The organism is Chryseobacterium sp. 2P (genome assembly GCF_059579425.1).
The window spans coordinates 3916287-3935424 of sequence record NZ_CM184194.1 but is presented as its reverse complement, the minus strand read 5'-3'; the positions used below and the strand labels follow the sequence as shown (position 1 = coordinate 3935424).

Here is a 19138-nt window from a genome sequence, read left to right as displayed (position 1 = left end):
AAATTTATAACTCAATAAAAATTATCAATTAGATTTAAATACAATGACTGCAAAGCCAGAAATAAAAACGCTTGGTGCATTGAAAGCATCAGGTTATACATCAAAACATATTAAAGACGAATTACGGGATAACTTAAAAACTAAAATTAGAAATAAAGAATCTGTATTTGAGGGAATCTTCGGATACGAAAACACGGTAATTCCTCAATTGGAGCATGCCATTCTAAGTAAGCATAACATCAATTTATTAGGATTGCGAGGTCAGGCCAAAACAAGACTGGCAAGAATGATGACAAGCTTGTTGGATGAATGGATTCCTTATGTGGACGGAAGCGAGATTAATGATGATCCTTTTAGCCCGATTTCACGGTTTGCAAAAGAATTAATTGAAAAAGAAGGCGATAATACACCCATTGAATGGCTTCACCGCGATGAAAGATTTTTCGAAAAACTGGCTACTCCGGATGTTACCGTTGCCGATCTTATTGGTGATGTAGATCCTATCAAAGCCGCTAATCTTAAACTTTCTTACGCAGACGACCGCGTGATCCATTTTGGAATGATTCCGAGAGCGAACCGCTGTATTTTTGTAATTAACGAGTTGCCGGATCTACAGGCGAGAATTCAGGTTTCCCTGTTTAATATTTTACAGGAAGGCGATGTTCAGATTCGTGGATTTAAAGTGAGAATGCCTTTGGATATTCAGTTTGTTTTTACGGCAAATCCTGAAGACTATACCAACAGAGGAAGTATTGTTACTCCTCTGAAAGACCGTATCGGATCGCAGATTTTAACACATTATCCTGAAAATATCAATATTGCGAAAGAAATTACAAAATATGAATCCAGTCTGGACAGCCGACAGAAAGAAGGAGTGTATGTCCCGGCTTTGGCTAAAGATCTTCTGGAACAAATTGGTTTTGAAGCCCGTGAAAGTGAATATGTAGATGCAAAAAGTGGTGTAAGTGCGCGTATGAGCATCACGGCATTCGAGAATTTGTTAAGTACCGCAGAACGCAGAGCCTTGTTGACCGGAGAAGAAAAGACTTCAGTAAGGCTGAGCGATTTTGTTGGCGTCATTCCAGCAATTACAGGAAAGGTAGAATTGGTGTATGAAGGAGAGCAGGAGGGAGCAGAATCTGTGGCGCAACTTTTAATAGATAATGCGGTAAAAACTTTGTTTACCACGTATTTCCCCAAAATAGAAAAACTGGAGAAAAAGAATGTAGACGGACCATTCAGCCAGATCACCGATTGGTTTTTACAGGATGACGGATTTTTAGAAATTACCGACGAATCTCCGGACGAAGTCTACGCGAAAAATCTAAATCGAATCACTCCGCTGGACGATATCATTGAGAAATATCAACCTAATACACAGCCTGAAGATCTTTTATTTTTAAAAGAATTTATTCTTTGGGGATTGGCTGTGAATAAAAAACTGAATAAGGAAAGATTCAGAACGGGCGTGTTCTTTTCATAATAATATGTATTAAAAAATCCCCATGATTAAGAGCCAATCTATTATGGGGATTTTTTAATAAGCCTCCAGCCAAATTGCAGTGCAGAAAATCTTTACAGATAACAACAATTGATTATGCTGAAGGCTACTGATAATATAATATTGAAAGATTATGGTTTCCAAAAGCTCCATACCGTACCGTTAAATACGGCAAGCTGATGGGCTGTTGTATCATATACCATCATTCCTGAAGATGGGCTAATGATATTAAGATGAGGACTGGAAACTTTTGGTAAAACCATTGCTTTATTTGTGTCGGTAAGAACCAGGATACCAGGTGTAGAATCTGTTGCTGCATTTGTACCTATCGAGGTTTTGGCAGAAGATACATCGGTAAGTGTGTTTTGCAGAGAAGTGTCAACAATACCTGTATTATCTATCGTAAGATCAAACCAGGATCCAGCTTTTAAATATTTTATTTTTTTATCTGTAATGTCATAAATGATAGTGCCATCTACAGCACCGGTAACACTAGAGACAGATGTTACCCAAGGGAGTAATATGCCCCTGTTTCCGTTACCAAATTCTAAAGAAACAGATAGGTTTGTGATATTAGATTTACCTATTGCTACCTGTGAAAAAGAAAGTAAAGAGGTAAATAATGATGTGAATAATATGGTCTTTTTCATTTGTATAAAAATTATTGTTTTTATTGAGACCCTTTGCGGCAGGATATTTCTACCGCAATAGGATCTCTTCCTCACTTGTGTTTAACAGATGTATCTTTTTTATTAATTGCATTTAAAGTCCTCTGGCTTTGTCAATAGCGTAAGCCATAAGATTATGTACAAATTTTTCCTGATCAGTATCAATATTTGCTCCTGAGATAGGATTTCGGAAAAGTCCTTCATCCCATACAAAAATCACTTTCCCGTTATATCCTCCTACTGTCCAGACTGCTATTCCCCCACCTGTATTTTCTGTAGCTATAATTCTGCTGCCGGCAGGAAGCTGTGATGAAATTACTCTACCCATAGTATCTGAACCTGAAAGTGCCACGCCTAAAGTATTGCCAAAGTAGCTGCTAAGACTTTCTGTAGAAGAAGCTGTGGCTAGCTGTTGTCCATCTCCTGAAGTTCCTGTATGTCCAAAAATATTGAATATGGATGAAAAGTCTTTTGATGTTGAGTCTAAAAATACAATTGCTACACCTCCGAGATTTACAAAATCTTTAATAGTTTGAGCCTGAGCAACTGTCATTGCAAGATATCCGGTATTGATAATATCATAATTACTTTTAAGCTGTGCTGCCGTTTGAGTACCAAGAGTAGATGTTATATCTGTAAAGGTAAAGCCTGAAGCTCCTGTGTATGTTCCCGAAGGTCCATAATTAGATGTATTAAGAAGCTGAAGTTTAAAATTAGGATGATCCGCACTTCCGATGGTAAATGGTCCGTATTGAGCTATTCTTACGTTTATTGCAGAGGCAGCAACAGTTCTTGTTAAAACACAGGACTGCCCACCAATATTAATGGTAAAACTTGCAGTGCCTGAACTATTTGGTGTACCTGTAATAACGTAAGTTAACGTTCCAGATCCTGAAGCAAAGTTTCCTGCAGCTAAAGTGGCAGTAAGTCCGGTCACACCGGTGGAAGCCAATACCTGTCCGCTATAAGCGGCACCATTGCCTCCTGTATAAGATATTACAGAGTTCACGCCAGAAGCAGTAGTTCCGGAAACAAGAATACCATTATTCGTAGCACCATTACAATTAATACCTGTAACTGCTCCGATAGGAATTGCATCAGGACAAGTCTGTGTGTTAAAACATTGCCAGCTATATGTACCACCATTATCAGTAGTGGTATATATTTTCAGGCAGCTGTTAGTTGTGTCATATACCATCATTCCCTCTACGCAGTTTGCAGTAGGTATTGCCGCTATTTGTGCTGCTGTCAATCTGTTTACAACGAATCCTTTAGTTTTGGCTTCCAGAGCAATCCATGCACCTTTTCTTACCATTGGCCAGTTGCTATTATTTGCTCCCGCTCTGCCAAGTGCCGTAATACCAAATTTAGTATCAAGTACAGTCCCTGATGTAACAGCTGGCTTATAACAAGCTGCGGAGCAAGTAGAAATGGTTACTATAACAGGTGTAGATACGGGGCTATAGCAATTATTGGCTGCATCGTAATAGAAAGCGTAATAGGTACCAGCAGCAGCAGCAGCAGCAGGTGTAGCATAGGCTGTCCCAGTATGGGCATTATCGGTAAACCAAACTAAACTGGATCCACTAGGTACTGTGCCTGTATGTATAGAATTAAGATCTACTGTTGTCGCAGGGCAGGTATTGGATATAGAGGTTGCACTTAATACCGGAGCAGTAAATCCTGCATTACAAGCACCCACAGATACACCAATAGTGAATAAATCTCCGGTATGAAAATTAGAACCATTACCCGCATTCCAATCAGCAGGTAATCCGGCTGTAGATAAATTATCTTGAGCACTTAAATAAATTCTAAAAGTTACAGAAGATATGTTTTCCCCATTTACTTTTACTGATCCGCTCATACCTCCAGAACCCGTAACGGAACTATACTGACTGGATCCATTTATAATGGTGGATGGAGTAGGAACTGTAAATTCTGTAGATCCGGATAATCTTGTTAAAGTTAAGCCGGCATCCATAAGTTCAAATTCTGCTGAAAGTAATAAATAACTTCCGCTAGCGCCTGCTGTTCCTCCTCCACAACCTCCAAAATGGATTATTGGATTATTAACGGGATTATTAAAATTAATTACTAAATCTGCATATCTGTATTTAACAGATGTAGTTGAGGGAAGTGGGGCATTAGCCTGAAGCAGGGGATATGTTGAAACATAAACAGTGATATTTCTATTTGCGGAAACCTCTATCCCGCTACCTGCGCTAGAATTTGCAGAAGTGAAATTAGTATTGCCTGTAGATCCTACGGAATTAATAAGTGGAAATAGAGAAAAAGAGCCTAAAGATGATCCTGCTGTATTGCTAGTTCCGCCAAACACAACTCCAACATTCGGCGATGGAGTCATTGTTTGTACCTGATTTGTTAAAGAAAATGTAGCAGTTGTAGTAGGCGTAAATGTTGTAAAAGTATTACCTGTAGGATTATCGGTATTTTTTTGAAGGGTAATAACCTGATTAGTAACTGTTGGACCACTACCTGTAGGGTTCCCCGCTCCGGAAGTAAACTCTAATGTCGCCTGAGCAAATATATTGCCCGGAATAAATAATGCTAACAATATAAATGTATACAAATACTTTATATCATTTTTAAATATCATTTTTTTCATGCCTGCGTTTATAAATTTTATTAAAATAATTAGTGTTTAATGATGCCTGTGTTGACTTAATAAAGAATATAAATGGTTTATACTTTTATAATTAATACTATGATAATAGATGTTTTTATACCTCTTTTACTTTTATTTTGTAATTGATAATATGCTGTTTTCTGTATTCATAATATAAAGAAAAATGTATGGCTGCGTTTTTTTAAACATCTGTTTCAAAGATAAAAGAGATGAACCTGTGATGAGAAAATTCCATATACTTACATCTACTTTGTGATTTTTTTTGAATTTTAAATTTTTGAATTACAGTGTATTATGTTTTTATGTAATATAGGTTTACTTATTTTTTGAGTAAATTATATTTATTTTTGAGTAGGCAAAATGTTAAATAAGTACAATGAAGTATATTGAAAAGCGACACGAAAACGAAGTAATATGATTCGAAAATCATTTTTAAATAGATGACCCAATTTTTATCTGTTTCTTCAATAAAAAAGAAGAGACAGTATTATGAAGTATTTGAATTTTTAAAGCTGAATTTTAATGAACATGAGTTCGATGAAAAAACAATACAAAATATCAATAGGATTGGGCTTTAGTTCATTTTAGTAATTAAGAAACAATGGGCTTTAGCCAAAACTTATTCAAATACGGAAAAGATTGGGTAACCATCTCAAAATACATCAAGATTTAAATATTTCACGGACTTTAAATAACTCACAGATTACCCTGAAGAAGACAACTAAGTGTGTAGAAATTGTCGAATAATAATTTTGAGATTAGACACAGATACAACCGCTGATATTCAATCAAAAAAGATAACATTGAAGACTTCGGTTATCTTTATCCTTCGTATAATCAGCTTGTTTTAGAGCAATTCTTTAAATGATAGCTTTAGATGGATAAAAATCATTAAATCCTGATATTGCAAAAAATACCAAAGAGTTATGGACAGTTATAATTAGAAATTCGAAATAAAAAGAGCAAGATCCTCCTTAGATTCTAATTCTATTTTTTTTCTGATTCTGTACTTCTTATTCTCAATAGATCTTAAGCTCGAGTTTGAATAGATAGCAATCTCTTTTGTTGAATAATTAAGCTTCAGATAAGCACATACCATGATTTCATTGTGAGTTAGCGAAGGATAGTTTTTCTTAATTTTTTGAATAAAAAAAGGAAAAGTTTGAGAAAATTTCAGAAAAAACAAAGAACTGTTTTCTTTGGCAAGATTATTTAAATCGTACAGATCATCAGGAGAAACATTATTTTTATTTACAAATTCCTGTAATTTCGACTCAGTTTTTATTTTCGTTTTATATAATTTGAGAACAAAATTTTTAATATTAAGCATTAATATAGTACTGATAATCGTGTTTAAAATATTGAATAGAATACTTATTTTAAATATTTTAGATTGCAGTCCCTGTGGCAAAGAACGATTGTAAAAAAGACGATGGTCTGTACAAAAATTAATTAAAAGTTCAATGCAGATGAAAATGAAAATAGGCATCATTTTTCTGGATTGCAGCTTGAGATTAACAGAATATGGAATACAGAGTATTAAGCTCACATAGTACAGATCTATACCGGATTTAATTCCCACATAAGAGCTTACATAAAATATGATCACTGAAAACAGAGCATAAGCAATATACATGAATGTGAGTGAATAATAAATAGCTTTCGAAAGAACTAAATATAAAATGAATGCTGTACAAGTAAGCAGAATGGAGGTTAAAAAGTATAAACCATAAGTATAAACAAGTATAGTGTTAAAAATAAACACAATACAAAGGCTGAGAGCATATATATTGAAAAGCCTTTTTAATCTTATTAAAATTCCTTTCGCTTCATGATAAGAAAAATGTGGACTTCTGTAATGCATAATAACTATTTGTGTTTTTATAATAAAATTATTTTGAATGCCCGTTTAATAAATGTCGTAACTCACTTTCCTTCAAAATAGATAAATCGCTAAATGAATCGATATTCTATTAATAAAAAGCTAAAAATTATAAGTTGATTTCTATTAAACGGACAGGCTAATTAATCTTGTTGAAAGCTGTTTAACATTTTTCTGTTAAAAAGAATTCTGGCAGATTAATCTATTCATGCATACAAATTACAATTGTAATTAATTAATCATCAAACCTGTATAACTCCCAGATTAAACTTCTCAGTAATCGGAGAATGGTTCGCCGCTTCAATTCCCATAGAAATCCATTTTCTGGTATCTACAGGATTAATAATTGCATCCGTCCACAGCCTTGCTGCTGCATATGTTGCTTCCGTCTGTTTCTTATATTTTGCTGAAATAGAATCCAGAATTTCTTTATGTTCTTCCTCAGAAATTTCTTTTCCTTGTTTTTTCAATGTTGATTCCTGAATCTGTGCCAAAACTTTTGCCGCCTGTGCACCGCCCATTACCGCAAGATCTGCCCATGGCCACGCAACAATTAACCTTGGATCATAAGCCTTTCCGCACATCGCATAATTTCCGGCTCCGTAAGAATTTCCGGTAATAATCGTGAACTTAGGAACTACAGAATTAGAAACAGCATTTACCATTTTTGCGCCATCCTTAATAATTCCTCCGTGTTCAGATTTAGAACCCACCATAAAACCGGTGACATCCTGTAAAAACACCAAAGGAATTTTTCTCTGGTTACAGTTCGCAATAAATCGGGTAGCCTTATCCGCAGAATCAGAATAAATTACCCCTCCGAACTGCATTTCCCCTTTTCCGCTTTTTACAAGCTTTCTCTGGTTCGCTACAATTCCTACAGACCAGCCGTCGATTCTGGCAGTCGCACAGATAATACTTTTCCCGTAATCAGGCTTATATTCTTCGTACTCAGAATTGTCTACAAGACATTTTATAATATCGTAGGTATCATACTGATCCGCTCTTGAAACAGGCATGATCCCAAAAATATTTTCAGTCTTTTCTTTCGGCTGAGCACTTTCAATTCTGTCAAAACCTGCCTTTTCAGTACTTCCTAAAGACTTCATGATATTCTTAATTCTGTTCAGCGCATCCTTATCATCTTTAGCCTTGTAATCTGTAACTCCCGAAATCGAACAATGTGTAGTGGCCCCTCCCAGAGTTTCATTATCAATACTTTCCCCGATTGCTGCTTTTACCAGATAACTTCCTGCAAGGAAAATAGAACCCGTTCCCTCAACAATCATCGCTTCATCACTCATAATCGGAAGATAAGCGCCACCTGCAACACAGCTTCCCATCACAGCAGAAATCTGAATAATTCCTGCAGCACTCATTTTAGCATTATTTCTGAAAATTCTACCAAACATCTCCTTATCAGGGAAAATCTCATCCTGCATCGGTAAATAAACTCCCGCAGAATCCACCAGATAAATAATCGGAAGTCTGTTTTCCATGGCAATTTCCTGAGCTCTCAGGTTTTTCTTACCCGTGATCGGAAACCACGCTCCCGCTTTTACAGAAGCATCATTTGCCACAATGATGCATTGTCTTTTAGAAACATACCCAATCACCACAACAACACCCCCGCTTGGGCAGCCTCCGTGCTCCTCGTACATTTCATATCCGGCAAAAGCACCAATTTCTATGGAATCAGAATCCTTATCAAGAAGATAGTCAATTCTTTCTCTTGCCGTCATTTTTCCCTCTTCACGAAGCTTCTGCAGCCTCTTTTCACCACCTCCCTTTTTAATTTCTGTCAATAAGCGATTGATTTCGGATAATTTTAATCTGTTCTGATCTTCTCTTTTGTTGAATTCAATGTCCATAAAAATTTCAATTTTTTCCGTTTAAAGATACTATTTTTTACATGGAATGAAAATGGATGTAAACAAATGTTTAATAAATTGGTTTTCAGAATTTTATGAAATATTTAACAAAAAATATATTTTTTATGGTTCGTAATTTGCTAACTTTACAATAGAGAAAGTGAGAGTGAAATCTTTACTTCCTCTAAGTTCCTAGTTTATTTTTTTAATAGTTTATTATTTGAAGGCCCTGAAAGTTGAATAAATTTTCAGGGTTTTTTTTATTTTATGTTAAATAGGAACCGCAAACCTTTTTCTCTTACAATGATTTATGGTTTAAATTTTATTACAAAATCAAAATGTTTTACTGGAAAATTATTACACGAAATGTAAAACCTATTTGTATTTTTGCAAAAATAGTATAAGAAGGTAGGGTATGCATAAATTGGCTCTTTTCAGATTGCATTTGATAGTGTTTTTGTGGGGATTTACGGCAATCTTGGGAAAGCTGATTCATGCAAATGCAGACATTCTGGTTTTTTACAGAATGCTGTTTGCGGCGATCTGTCTTTTTGTGTACATCCGTGTTTTTAAAAAAGACAGCATTAAAGTTTCGAAGAAAGTATTTTTCCAGCTGGCTGCAATCGGCTTTTCGATGGCACTTCACTGGTACTGCTTTTTTTACTCCATTAAAATTTCCAATGTTTCCATTGCATTAAGCTGTCTGTCTTTATCCACCTTATTTGCATCCATTCTGGAACCTTTGATTTTCAAAAGAAAGATTGATATTTCGGAAGTCGTGATGGGAGTGGTAATTGTCGCCTGTATTTTATTAATATTTAAAACAGAATTTCAGTACAAAGAAGGAATATTTTACGGAGTGTTGTGTGCCATTTTCGGAACCGTTTTTTCGGTTTTCAACGGAAAGATGTTTGGAAAAACAAGCTCAGGAAACATTATTTTTTATGAAATATTCTCAGGATGGTTTATTTTATTAATATTCTATCTCTTCTCAGGACAATTTTTTTCGATAAATGAAATAAGTTACCGCGATATTGCGTTAATAGGTGTACTGGCAAGTGTTTTCACAGCTTTTCCGATGTTGGAATCGGTGAATCTCATGAAATATATTTCGCCTTTTACATTAATTTTAACAGTTAATTTAGAACCGGTTTACGGAATTATACTAGCTTTTTTTATCTTTGGGGAATCAGAACACATGAGCCCGATTTTTTACATCGCTTCAGGAGTTATGATACTGGCAATCATTGCTAACGGATTGATAAAAGCTAAAAAACAAAAAACTTTAAATTAAGCATCAATTGATATGATGAAAAAATATTTTTTACTTGCATTCTCTCTGGTTTTCGGGATATCGCAATCCCAGATCATCAGAAAATATTCCAACGAATTTCTGAACATCGGAGCCGGAGCAAGAGGTCTTGCGATGGGAGGCGCAGTAATCTCCAATCAGGATGATGTCTATTCTCCGATGTGGAATCCCGCAGGATTAATGGGCGTGGAAAAAGACTGGCAGGGCGCAGCAATGCACGCCGAATATTTCGAATCTATCGCAAAATACGATTACCTTGCTTACGCCAAAGTTCTGGAAACGGGAGTTTTCGGAGTTTCTGTTGTAAGATTAGGAGTAGATAATATATTAAATACCACACAGTTAATCGACACCGAAGGAAATATTGATTATGATAAAATCACTAAATTCTCTCAGTCCGATTACGCCGCAATTCTTTCTTATGCATTCAACCCGGGAGGAAATCAGAAGCTTGATGTGGGGATTAACGCTAAAATCGTTTACAGAAATGTAGGGAAATTCGCCAACGGATATGGTTTCGGTTTCGATGTGGGAGCTATTTATAAAATGGACAACGGCTGGAAACTGGGAGGGATGCTGAGAGATGCAACCACTACCGTGAACTTCTGGAGCGTCAACCAGAAAGAACTTTCCACAGTGGTTAACGGAGAAGAATTCAACCCTGCGCCAAAAGATAAAATGGAACTTACGATGCCTAAATTAAATGCAGGCGTAAGCAAAATGTTTGAAATCAACAGCAGTGTTTACGTTTTGCCAGAAGCGGGAATTAACGTAGACTTCGCAAAAACTGCCGCATTGGTTTCTACCGATTTTGCCAGTTTAACGCCATATGCAGGAGCAGAATTAGGTTACCAAAAAATGATTTTCGTGAGATTGGGAGTTAACAGATTCCAGTCGATTACAGATATTGAGGATCTCAGAAGAAAAGTTTCTTTCCAGCCAAGTGCAGGAATCGGGATCAGATACCGAGGTCTTACGCTGGATTATGCAATTACCAATTCCGGAATCGGAGGATCTAATTTCTATTCCAATTTCTTTTCCCTGAAACTGGATATCGGGCAGTTCAGAAACGATTAAATTTAAAATTAAATGAAAAAAATATCGCTTATCATATTAACAGCCAGTTCGATGTTTGCTTTCGGACAAAAGGTTTCGGATTATAAATATATCTCTCTTCCTTCAAAATTTACAACATTTAAAGAAGATTTTGGTTTGGGAGAAATGCTTACAAAAACTTTAAGAAGTAAAAATTATACAGTAATTCCTTCGGATAAGTTACAATGGCCAGCTGAAGCGCAAAGTAATCCGTGCAATGTTCTGATGGCAGATATCATCAACGACAGTGGTTTTTTACGAAACAAAGTTTTGGTTCAGTTTAAAGACTGTAACGATAAGGTGGTTTCATCTGCAAAAGGAGCTTCCAACATTAAGGAATACAAAGAAGGTTATCAGGATGCACTGAAACAGACTTTTGTGTCTATTTCTCCTGCTAATCCTGTAGCGCAAACTTCTCCGGCAAAAGTTCAGGAAGCCGTAACCACAACTTCTGCACAGACTGTTGCCAATAACTCATCTTCATTTGTAGACAATACGGCGTTGAAATTCAGCAATGGAAAAACAGACCTTCAGAAGATCCAGATCGATAATTCTCAGTTTATTCTGGTGAATTCTAACAGCTCTTCGCCGTTTGCGACTTTCAAGGCTACAACGAAAAGCGATGTTTTCAGAGTAAAACTTCAAAACGGAGAATCCACTTTAGGTTATTACGAAAATGGAAATATCGTGATTGAAATGCCTGTTTCCGGCGGAGATTATAGCAAAGAAATATTTTATAAGAAGTAACAGCAATAATACATAAAATCAAAAGTCCTCATAACGAGGACTTTTTTTGTAAATTTAAATATGAAGAAGTTTTTGAGTTAAGTGATTGTTAACCTGATCTAATTTATAAAAAATATTTAAATTAACAAATATTATAAAAATTATTTTCATAAAATTATTTATTAATTATAATTTATTTTATGTTTATCTCTATTCGTTGAAAAAATCATAAATTATTTTAGCTTTGCTTTTCCCTAAAATCTCCTCCAATGTCTCAAGATTAGATTCCTTAATTCTCTTGACTGATTTTAATTTTGAAAGCAATAATTCAATTGTTTTTTCCCCAACTCCCGGAATTTCTTCCAGTTCAGATTTTATCGTAGAATTTTTTCTTCTGGTTCTGTGATGTTTCACCCCAAATCGGTGTGCTTCGTCTCTCACACGCTGCAAAATCTTCAGCGTTTCAGACTTTTTATCCAAATATAAAGGAATAGGATCTTCCGGAAAGAAAATCTCTTCCAGACGTTTTGCAATGCCTACAATGGTAATTTTTCCGTATAATCCCAAAAGTCTCAGACTTTTTACCGCAGAAGATAACTGACCTTTTCCACCGTCAATTAAAATCAATTGAGGCAGATCTTCCCCTTCATCCAGCATTCTTTTGTAGCGGCGGTAGATCACTTCCTCCATTGTAGCAAAATCGTTGGGACCTTCCACCGTTTTCGGATGAAAAATTCTGTAATCGGCTTTGCTTGGTTTTCCGTCTTTAAAAACAACACACGCAGAAACAGGATTTGTCCCCTGAATATTTGAGTTATCAAAACCTTCGATGTGTCGTGGTTCAACAGGCATTCTCAGCAATTTCTGCATTTCAGACATAATTCGGTTCGTATGCCTTTCCGGATCAACGATCTGAACCTGTTTTAATTTTTCTAAACGGTATTCTTTCGCATTCTTTTCGGAAAGCTCAACGATTCGTTTTTTATCGCCCACTTTCGGAACGATCAGTTTTACATTCGGAATTTCAATAGACAGATGAAAAGGCAGAAGCACTTCCTTTGAATGGGAATCGAATTTCTGACGGATTTCCACCAAAGCCTGCTCCATAATGTCTTCGTCGCTTTCCTCAAGGATTTTTTTGATCTCAGTAGTGTAACTCTGGATAATATTTCCGTTCCTTATTTTAAAGAAATTAACGTAAGCAGCCGTTTCGTCACTTGTCATTCCAAAAACATCCACATCATCAATACTCGGATTCACCACCGTGTTTTTAGTCTGATAATCTTCAAGCGCATCAATTCTTTCCTTGATGATCTGTGCATTTTCAAACTGAAGATTTGTTGCATATTTCATCATCTGGTTCACCAGATATTCTTTCGCTTTACGGAAATCTCCTTTAATAATTCCGCGGATGGCATCTATTTTTTCATCATAATCTTCTTTGCTTTCCAGCCCTTCGCAGGGGCCTTCACAGTTTTTGATGTGATATTCCAGACAGACCTTGTATTTTCCTTCATCAATTTTACTCGGAGCTAAATTGAGATTGCAGGTTCTTAATTTGTAAATATGCTTTATTGTATCAAGAAGAATCTTTGCAGGACGCACTTTTGCGTAAGGTCCGTAATATTCGGAACCGTCTTTAATTTTGGAACGGGTAAGAAAAATTCTCGGAAAATCTTCATTTTTAATACAGATCCACGGATACGTCTTGTCATCCTTCAGCATGACATTATAAAACGGCTGATGTTCCTTAATTAAATTATTTTCCAGTAAAAGTGCATCATATTCGCTGTTAACGATCGTTGTTTCCAGCCGCTGGATTTTTCCCACCATGATTTTGATGCGGTACCCTGAAAGATTTTTGTTGAAATACGAGAGAACCCTTTTTTTCAGATTTTTAGCCTTTCCTACATACAAAAGCTGATCATTTTTGTCATAATAACGATAAACACCGGGCTCGGAAGGTAAAGTTTTGAGTTGTAATTCTAAAGAAGGATTCATATAACAAAACTACGGAATTTAGAAGCATAAAAAAAGCCGCAGAAATACTGCAGCTTTATAATGTTTGTTAAAATTGATTGTAATTAAACAGTTTCTTTATAACGATTTATTCTTTTGTACTTAAAAATTTAGCTTTGGGTCATTTCTGTATACTGATACACTAAAAAGCTGAAATAATCCCATTCCACAGAATTCTTAGGATATTTTTTCATAAACTCAGGATTGTCGCCAAAAAGAAAATCATAATTGTCTTCGAAATCATCTTTATGAAGCCACATCACTTTGTCTCCTTTTTTTACGTAGTAGGATTTTGTAACGCCGCCTCCCAACTGCGGAGAACCCATCACCGAAAATCCGCCGGTTTCTTTTGCTCTCGGATCATGATATACGGAAATAATATCATCAAAATCCGGATTGATGACCTGCATTAAGAATTCTTTGTCTTCCTTCTTATTTTTAAGGGAAACATTCTGATTTACAAAATGAATGCGGTCTTTTGTGGTTGAGTTTTTTAATTTCTTGGTCTGATAATTTCTGATGTTTCCCATGTATTTAAAAACTTTCCCGACTTTTTCCGCCTCATTCGGATACAGATACATTTCGCTGATGTTATCGGCAACAAATACCGATGGCTTTTTAGAAATGCTGTCTTTCAGGGTAACCTCGAAAATCTGACCTTTTTTCGTATCTGTTTTGCTGCAGAAACCTTTGTGTGTTGTTCCGTCCTTTAATATTACGGTAGAAGTTTTTTTTACAGAGGGAGCGTTAAAACCTTCGTTAAAAAGGTACTGTTTCATTTTTTTAATTTCTTCTTTGGAGTATTTTACTTTCTGTGCGAAAGATGCTGTGCTTACCAAAAACAGCGTAAACACTAAAGTTTTAAGTTTCATGGGGATGTTAATTTTTATATTTCTGCGGTAAAAATAGCAAATTAATTCACTTATTTTCAGAAAAATATATGCTGTTGAAATTTAGTTTTTCCAATCGTTGCCAAATGCGTAATTTTAAGACAAAATTTTGAGAATGATATACGGTGTAGATGTTTTCAGTTTCCATGATGTTTTGGAGATCTGCAAAACTCCAAATAAAGCTAAATTAAACAAAACCGCTAAAGAACAGATTTTAAAATCCCAGAAAAATGTACAGCAGATTGTAGAATCAGACCGATGCGTTTATGGAATCAATACTGGTTTCGGACCTCTTTGCGATACAAAAATATCGGCGGATGAAACTGCGCAGTTGCAATATAATTTAATTATTTCCCATGCGGTAGGTGTAGGAAAACCAATTGATAAAGAACTTTCTAAAATTATGATGATAGCGAAAGTTCATGCATTGTCAAAAGGTTTTTCCGGAGTTTCTCTGGAAGTGATCGAAAGATTGATCCTGATGCTGGAAAAAGATATTATTCCGGTAGTTCCGGAGCAGGGTTCTGTAGGAGCTTCGGGAGACTTGGCTCCTTTGGCGCATCTTGTTTTACCGCTTTTAGGGCTGGGAAAAGTTTGGGTTGGAAATGAAATTTTTGAAACAGCCGAAATTTTAGAAAAAAATAATCTCGAACCTTTGGTTTTAGGACCGAAAGAAGGATTGGGATTAATCAACGGAACGCAGTTTATTCTTGCTCATGCGATTAAAGGATTAGAAAAATTTGAATATTTGCTTGATCTTGCGGATATGACGGCGGCAATGAGTATTGAAGCATACAGAGGTTCAGCCAGTCCGTTTAAAAAAGAACTGCATGAGATCCGTCCGTTTGAAGGAAGTAAAAAAGTAGCGGCAAGAATGCTTAAATTTTTAAAAAGTTCTGAAAATCTTAAAGCACACGAATACTGCGACCGTGTTCAGGATCCGTATTCTATGAGATGTGTTCCGCAGGTTCACGGAGCAAGCAGAAATGCATTCGAACATCTGAAAATGATGGCAGAAACAGAACTGAATTCGGTAACGGATAATCCAATCGTTTTAAGCGCGGACGAATCTATTTCCGGAGGAAATTTCCACGGACAATTAATGGCTTTACCTTTGGATTATGCAACTTTAGCTGCTGCTGAACTGGGAAATATTTCAGATAGAAGAAGTTACTTGTTGCTGGAAGGAAAATACGGCTTACCAAGATTGCTAACGGAAAGTTCAGGTTTAAATTCAGGATTTATGATTCCTCAGTATACTTCTGCTGCGTTGGTTACGGAAAATAAAACATTATGTTTTCCGGCTTCTGCGGATTCTATTCCGACGAGTTTAGGACAGGAAGATCATGTTTCGATGGGAAGTATTTCCGGAAGGAAATTCAATCAGGTTCTTGGAAATTTGGTCAATATTTTAGCGGTTGAACTTATGTTTGCGGCACAAGGTTTAGAATTCCGAAGACCAGCAAAATGTTCAAAAATTATTGAAGAAAACTTCGCAATTCTCCGTTCAAAAGTAGCTAAGCTTGAAGATGACAGATTGATTGGACAAGACATGCTTGCAATCGCAGAATTGATAAATGAAAGAAAATTTATAGTTAATTAATTTTAAAAAAACAAATGAGAAAAATTATTTTATTACCAATGATTTTGTTTTGTATAAATTCTTATTCACAAACAAAGCAAGATAAGATTAAAGAACTTATTTCTTTAAATGGAACTTTTCCTATTTATAAAGAAGTCGAGAAAAATATTATTGCTGATTATAAGAAAAAATATAATCATGTTCCTGAAAGCGCTTGGAAAAGTATTGAAAGAAAAGTTAATATTGATGATCTTTTGAATAAAGTGATTAACATATATGACAGTCGATTTAGTGAAAAGGAAATTGAAGAATTACTAGCTTTTTATAAAACAGAAGTAGGTAAAAAACTCATTCAAAATTCATTTGATATGATAACTGAAATTCAAAATGAAAGTAAAAATTGGGGGATGAGCGTAATGCAAACGGTTAATGCTGACTTAGAAAGTTCAGGATATTTACAATCTCCACCACCGCCAATGCCTTCATCAGATAAGTAAATAACACAAAGACTTCCGGAAATGGAAGTCTTTTTTATTTTTAAGATTTAAAAAAAATATTTGTGTTGAATTGTGAAATATTAATGTCATTTGTGTTCAAAAAAAACATCACCACTGTAAAAGTATTAAAAATTAAAAACAAAATCTTTAATTTAGCCTAAAACCATTGCCATGACAATTAAAAGAACAGATTCTTCCAATAAAGATTTTCAAAATTTAGTAAAGCTTTTGGATGCGGATTTTGCCATTCGTAATGGGGAACATCATGGTTTTTACGATCAGTTTAACAAGATTGATATGATCAAAAACTGTATTGTCATTTATATAGATGAAATTCCTGCAGCTTGTGGAGCATTCAAAAAATTTAACGAAGAAACAGTTGAAATTAAAAGAATGTACACCAATCCTGATTTCAGAAAGAGAGGTTTAGCAACAGCCATCGTTAAAGAACTGGAAATCTGGGCAAAAGAATTTAATTATACAAAAGCAGTGCTGGAAAGCTCACGCGAGCAGAATGAGGCATTGTTCGTTTATGAAAAGAGCGGTTACACCAGAATTCCAAATTATGGACAGTACATCGGAATTGATAAAAGTGTCTGTTATGAAAAAGTTTTGTAACTTAATTTGAAATATTATTTCAAGCATAATAAATTTTTAAATTCTGTTGCTCGGTAATTCATTGTAAATTAATATCTTGGTTTTACCAATCAAATAGTATTTATATGAGAAAAAATGTTTTTTACCTTTTATTGTTGTTCTTTGTTTTTACTTCATGTAACAGAGACGACCTTCAAAACAATGTTGCCAGTACAGAAATCACTCAGAAAGATCCTTTAACGGCAAAGCAGATCAACGAAAAAATCAACGAAACCATCAAAACAAAAGGTAGATTTTCATGGAATGAATCTTCCGATCATTTTCTGTGGAGCGGGATTTTTCAGGGAAATAAAATTGCTTCCATCGGATTTGGCTCTTCTTTCGACAGAAGTCTGGATGCAGACAACAAAGCCATTGAAAACGAAATTTTAGACCTGATTAAAAAATATGAAGGAAAGACCGACAGAATTTTACTGTCTTCGGATCAATATTTAAATCAGATTGATGTTGCCATCGAGAAGCAGGAGACGGTGATTGCACTCAGAAAAATGAAAAACATCCGTTATCTGGAACCTGCAGATTACCGTTATTTTGAAAACGAAAAACAATTCGGGGCAACTGCAAAATCCAGCAGCAGCTCTTCAGGATGCGGATTTGAATCTACCGCTTTGAATGCCGTAGATTATACTACCGTTTCTCCTAATGCAAAAGCACCATGGTCATTCACGAAACACAATATCATTAATGCATGGAGTTACAGTACAGGAGCTGGAGTAACGATAGGAGTGATAGATAGCGGTGTTTCTCCGGAGCAGTCTTTGTTAGGAAGCAGCTTTAATAACGGACTTTCTACAGGAAGAACCATCAGCAAAAATGGAGTGTATGTAGATTCAGTCTGGCCGTGGAGTACAGGATACGACGGTTCTGCCGACAAATGCGGACACGGAACAAGCATGGCTTCTGCCGCCGCCGCTCCGAGAAATAATCAGGGACAGCCGGTTGGTGTGGCTTACAATGCCAATCTGGTAACGTACAGAGCAGCTTCCAATGTAGTTCTGGACGGATATCATGAGCAAAACGGAGTGAAAATTGCCTTTACAGAACTGGGAAATAATAACAGTGTAAAAATTATTTCAATGTCGATGGGACATATCTTTTCTGTCGGAAAAATTGAAGATGGGGTAAAATACGCGTATTCAAAAGGAAAATTAATTTTCTGCGCAGGTGGAACTTCTACCAGTTTTACCAATTTTGTAGGTGTAATTTTTCCTGCATGGATGCCTGAAACACAAGCGATAACAGGAGTGAAAGAAAATACTTCAAATCAGAAATGCGATGTCTGCCACTCAGGAAACGAAATTGATTTTACTTATCAGATGGAAAGAACTTCGGGAAGCAATATTCCGGTACTGAGTTACTATAACGGACAAACAGATTATGTGGGAGGATCTTCCGTAGCAACGGCTTCCACCGCAGGAATTGCGGCGTTGGTCTGGGCTAAAAATCCTTCATGGACGAGAGATCAGGTCATTAATAAAATGAGACAGTCTGCAACCTATTATCCGACTCCGAACTCAGATTACGGATACGGAAATATCAATGTGTTACAGGCAGTTCAGTAAAAATTCAAACAAAAATAGAGAAAAGGGAGTATTGTTAATTAACAATATTCCTTTTTTTATTTCTCCTGAATCATTCTATTAAGTATTTCTACTTAGTTAAAAAAATGAGTAAATCTACGCTAACATATTTATTTTAAACGTGGTAACTTTGAAGTGTGATCACAAACAAAACTTAATAATCCTGGAGACCAGAAACCATTCAAACGGGGCGAAATCCGAAAAGCCA

General features: G+C 35.7%; 14 protein-coding genes. 8 read left to right on the top strand and 6 right to left on the bottom strand.

Annotated elements, in window-relative coordinates; genetic code table 11:
* Positions 1-43: 43 nt before the first annotated feature.
* The gene (locus AC52CF_RS17855) at positions 44-1483 is read left to right on the top strand and encodes an AAA family ATPase (RefSeq protein WP_214588506.1); all 1440 of its coding nucleotides are present in this window, start codon (positions 44-46) and stop codon (positions 1481-1483) included.
* Between the two features lie 149 nt (positions 1484-1632).
* Here the strand turns inward: AC52CF_RS17855 and AC52CF_RS17850 are convergent, their stop codons facing one another.
* The 4 genes from AC52CF_RS17850 to AC52CF_RS17835 form a co-directional block, all read right to left on the bottom strand.
* Positions 1633-2151: a phage tail-like protein gene (locus AC52CF_RS17850; protein WP_214588508.1), complete on the bottom strand. Its 519-nt coding sequence runs from the start codon at positions 2149-2151 to the stop codon at positions 1633-1635.
* A 112-nt stretch (positions 2152-2263) separates the two neighbouring features.
* Positions 2264-4798: a phage tail-like protein gene (locus AC52CF_RS17845; protein WP_496517524.1), complete on the bottom strand. Its 2535-nt coding sequence runs from the start codon at positions 4796-4798 to the stop codon at positions 2264-2266.
* Positions 4799-5759: 961 nt separating this feature from the next.
* Positions 5760-6311 (bottom strand): helix-turn-helix transcriptional regulator, encoded by a 552-nt coding sequence (locus AC52CF_RS17840; protein WP_290262426.1) that lies wholly within the window; start codon positions 6309-6311, stop codon positions 5760-5762.
* Positions 6312-6943: 632 nt separating this feature from the next.
* Complete coding sequence (locus tag AC52CF_RS17835) at positions 6944-8572, bottom strand: acyl-CoA carboxylase subunit beta (protein WP_214588511.1); 1629 nt, start codon at positions 8570-8572, stop codon at positions 6944-6946.
* 415 nt (positions 8573-8987) lie between these two features.
* Here AC52CF_RS17835 and AC52CF_RS17830 point away from each other — a divergent pair, with 415 nt between their 5' ends.
* Genes AC52CF_RS17830 through AC52CF_RS17820 form a run of 3 tightly spaced genes read left to right on the top strand, consistent with a single transcriptional unit; the run spans position 8988 to position 11726 of the window.
* Positions 8988-9866 (top strand): DMT family transporter, encoded by an 879-nt coding sequence (locus AC52CF_RS17830; RefSeq protein ID WP_214588512.1) that lies wholly within the window; start codon positions 8988-8990, stop codon positions 9864-9866.
* Positions 9867-9878: 12 nt separating this feature from the next.
* Complete coding sequence (locus AC52CF_RS17825) at positions 9879-10961, top strand: putative type IX sorting system protein PorV2 (RefSeq protein ID WP_076396673.1); 1083 nt, start codon at positions 9879-9881, stop codon at positions 10959-10961.
* 12 nt (positions 10962-10973) lie between these two features.
* Positions 10974-11726, top strand: coding sequence for a hypothetical protein (locus tag AC52CF_RS17820; protein WP_214588513.1), 753 nt, complete (start codon positions 10974-10976; stop codon positions 11724-11726).
* A 189-nt stretch (positions 11727-11915) separates the two neighbouring features.
* On the opposite strand, the gene uvrC is transcribed toward AC52CF_RS17820, so the two are convergent.
* The gene (gene uvrC / locus AC52CF_RS17815) at positions 11916-13706 is read right to left on the bottom strand and encodes an excinuclease ABC subunit UvrC (protein WP_214588514.1); all 1791 of its coding nucleotides are present in this window, start codon (positions 13704-13706) and stop codon (positions 11916-11918) included.
* 128 nt (positions 13707-13834) lie between these two features.
* Positions 13835-14596 (bottom strand): hypothetical protein, encoded by a 762-nt coding sequence (locus tag AC52CF_RS17810; protein ID WP_496517523.1) that lies wholly within the window; start codon positions 14594-14596, stop codon positions 13835-13837.
* Between the two features lie 133 nt (positions 14597-14729).
* Here AC52CF_RS17810 and hutH point away from each other — a divergent pair, with 133 nt between their 5' ends.
* From hutH to AC52CF_RS17790, 4 genes are all read left to right on the top strand, one after another.
* Entirely contained in the window at positions 14730-16217 is a 1488-nt protein-coding gene (gene hutH / locus AC52CF_RS17805; protein WP_214588516.1) for a histidine ammonia-lyase, read from the top strand.
* A gap of 14 nt (positions 16218-16231) precedes the next feature.
* Positions 16232-16693 carry a DUF2059 domain-containing protein gene (locus AC52CF_RS17800; RefSeq protein ID WP_214588517.1) on the top strand — a complete coding sequence of 154 codons (462 nt, stop codon included), beginning with the start codon at positions 16232-16234 and terminating at the stop codon, positions 16691-16693.
* A 171-nt stretch (positions 16694-16864) separates the two neighbouring features.
* The gene (locus tag AC52CF_RS17795; RefSeq protein WP_496517522.1) at positions 16865-17311 is read left to right on the top strand and encodes a GNAT family N-acetyltransferase; all 447 of its coding nucleotides are present in this window, start codon (positions 16865-16867) and stop codon (positions 17309-17311) included.
* Between the two features lie 104 nt (positions 17312-17415).
* Complete coding sequence (locus AC52CF_RS17790; protein ID WP_214588519.1) at positions 17416-18912, top strand: S8 family peptidase; 1497 nt, start codon at positions 17416-17418, stop codon at positions 18910-18912.
* Positions 18913-19138: the final 226 nt, after the last annotated feature.

Excerpts from the sequence above, each read along its gene's own strand:
- AC52CF_RS17855 (WP_214588506.1), top strand. The coding sequence starts at position 44 with ATGACTGCAAAGCCAGAAATAAAAACGCTTGGTGCATTGAAAGCATCA.
- AC52CF_RS17850 (WP_214588508.1), bottom strand. The coding sequence starts at position 2,151 with ATGAAAAAGACCATATTATTCACATCATTATTTACCTCTTTACTTTCT.
- AC52CF_RS17845 (WP_496517524.1), bottom strand. The coding sequence starts at position 4,798 with ATGAAAAAAATGATATTTAAAAATGATATAAAGTATTTGTATACATTT.
- AC52CF_RS17840 (WP_290262426.1), bottom strand. The coding sequence starts at position 6,311 with ATGATGCCTATTTTCATTTTCATCTGCATTGAACTTTTAATTAATTTT.
- AC52CF_RS17835 (WP_214588511.1), bottom strand. The coding sequence starts at position 8,572 with ATGGACATTGAATTCAACAAAAGAGAAGATCAGAACAGATTAAAATTA.
- AC52CF_RS17830 (WP_214588512.1), top strand. The coding sequence starts at position 8,988 with ATGCATAAATTGGCTCTTTTCAGATTGCATTTGATAGTGTTTTTGTGG.
- AC52CF_RS17825 (WP_076396673.1), top strand. The coding sequence starts at position 9,879 with ATGATGAAAAAATATTTTTTACTTGCATTCTCTCTGGTTTTCGGGATA.
- AC52CF_RS17820 (WP_214588513.1), top strand. The coding sequence starts at position 10,974 with ATGAAAAAAATATCGCTTATCATATTAACAGCCAGTTCGATGTTTGCT.
- uvrC (WP_214588514.1), bottom strand. The coding sequence starts at position 13,706 with ATGAATCCTTCTTTAGAATTACAACTCAAAACTTTACCTTCCGAGCCC.
- AC52CF_RS17810 (WP_496517523.1), bottom strand. The coding sequence starts at position 14,596 with ATGAAACTTAAAACTTTAGTGTTTACGCTGTTTTTGGTAAGCACAGCA.
- hutH (WP_214588516.1), top strand. The coding sequence starts at position 14,730 with ATGATATACGGTGTAGATGTTTTCAGTTTCCATGATGTTTTGGAGATC.
- AC52CF_RS17800 (WP_214588517.1), top strand. The coding sequence starts at position 16,232 with ATGAGAAAAATTATTTTATTACCAATGATTTTGTTTTGTATAAATTCT.
- AC52CF_RS17795 (WP_496517522.1), top strand. The coding sequence starts at position 16,865 with ATGACAATTAAAAGAACAGATTCTTCCAATAAAGATTTTCAAAATTTA.
- AC52CF_RS17790 (WP_214588519.1), top strand. The coding sequence starts at position 17,416 with ATGAGAAAAAATGTTTTTTACCTTTTATTGTTGTTCTTTGTTTTTACT.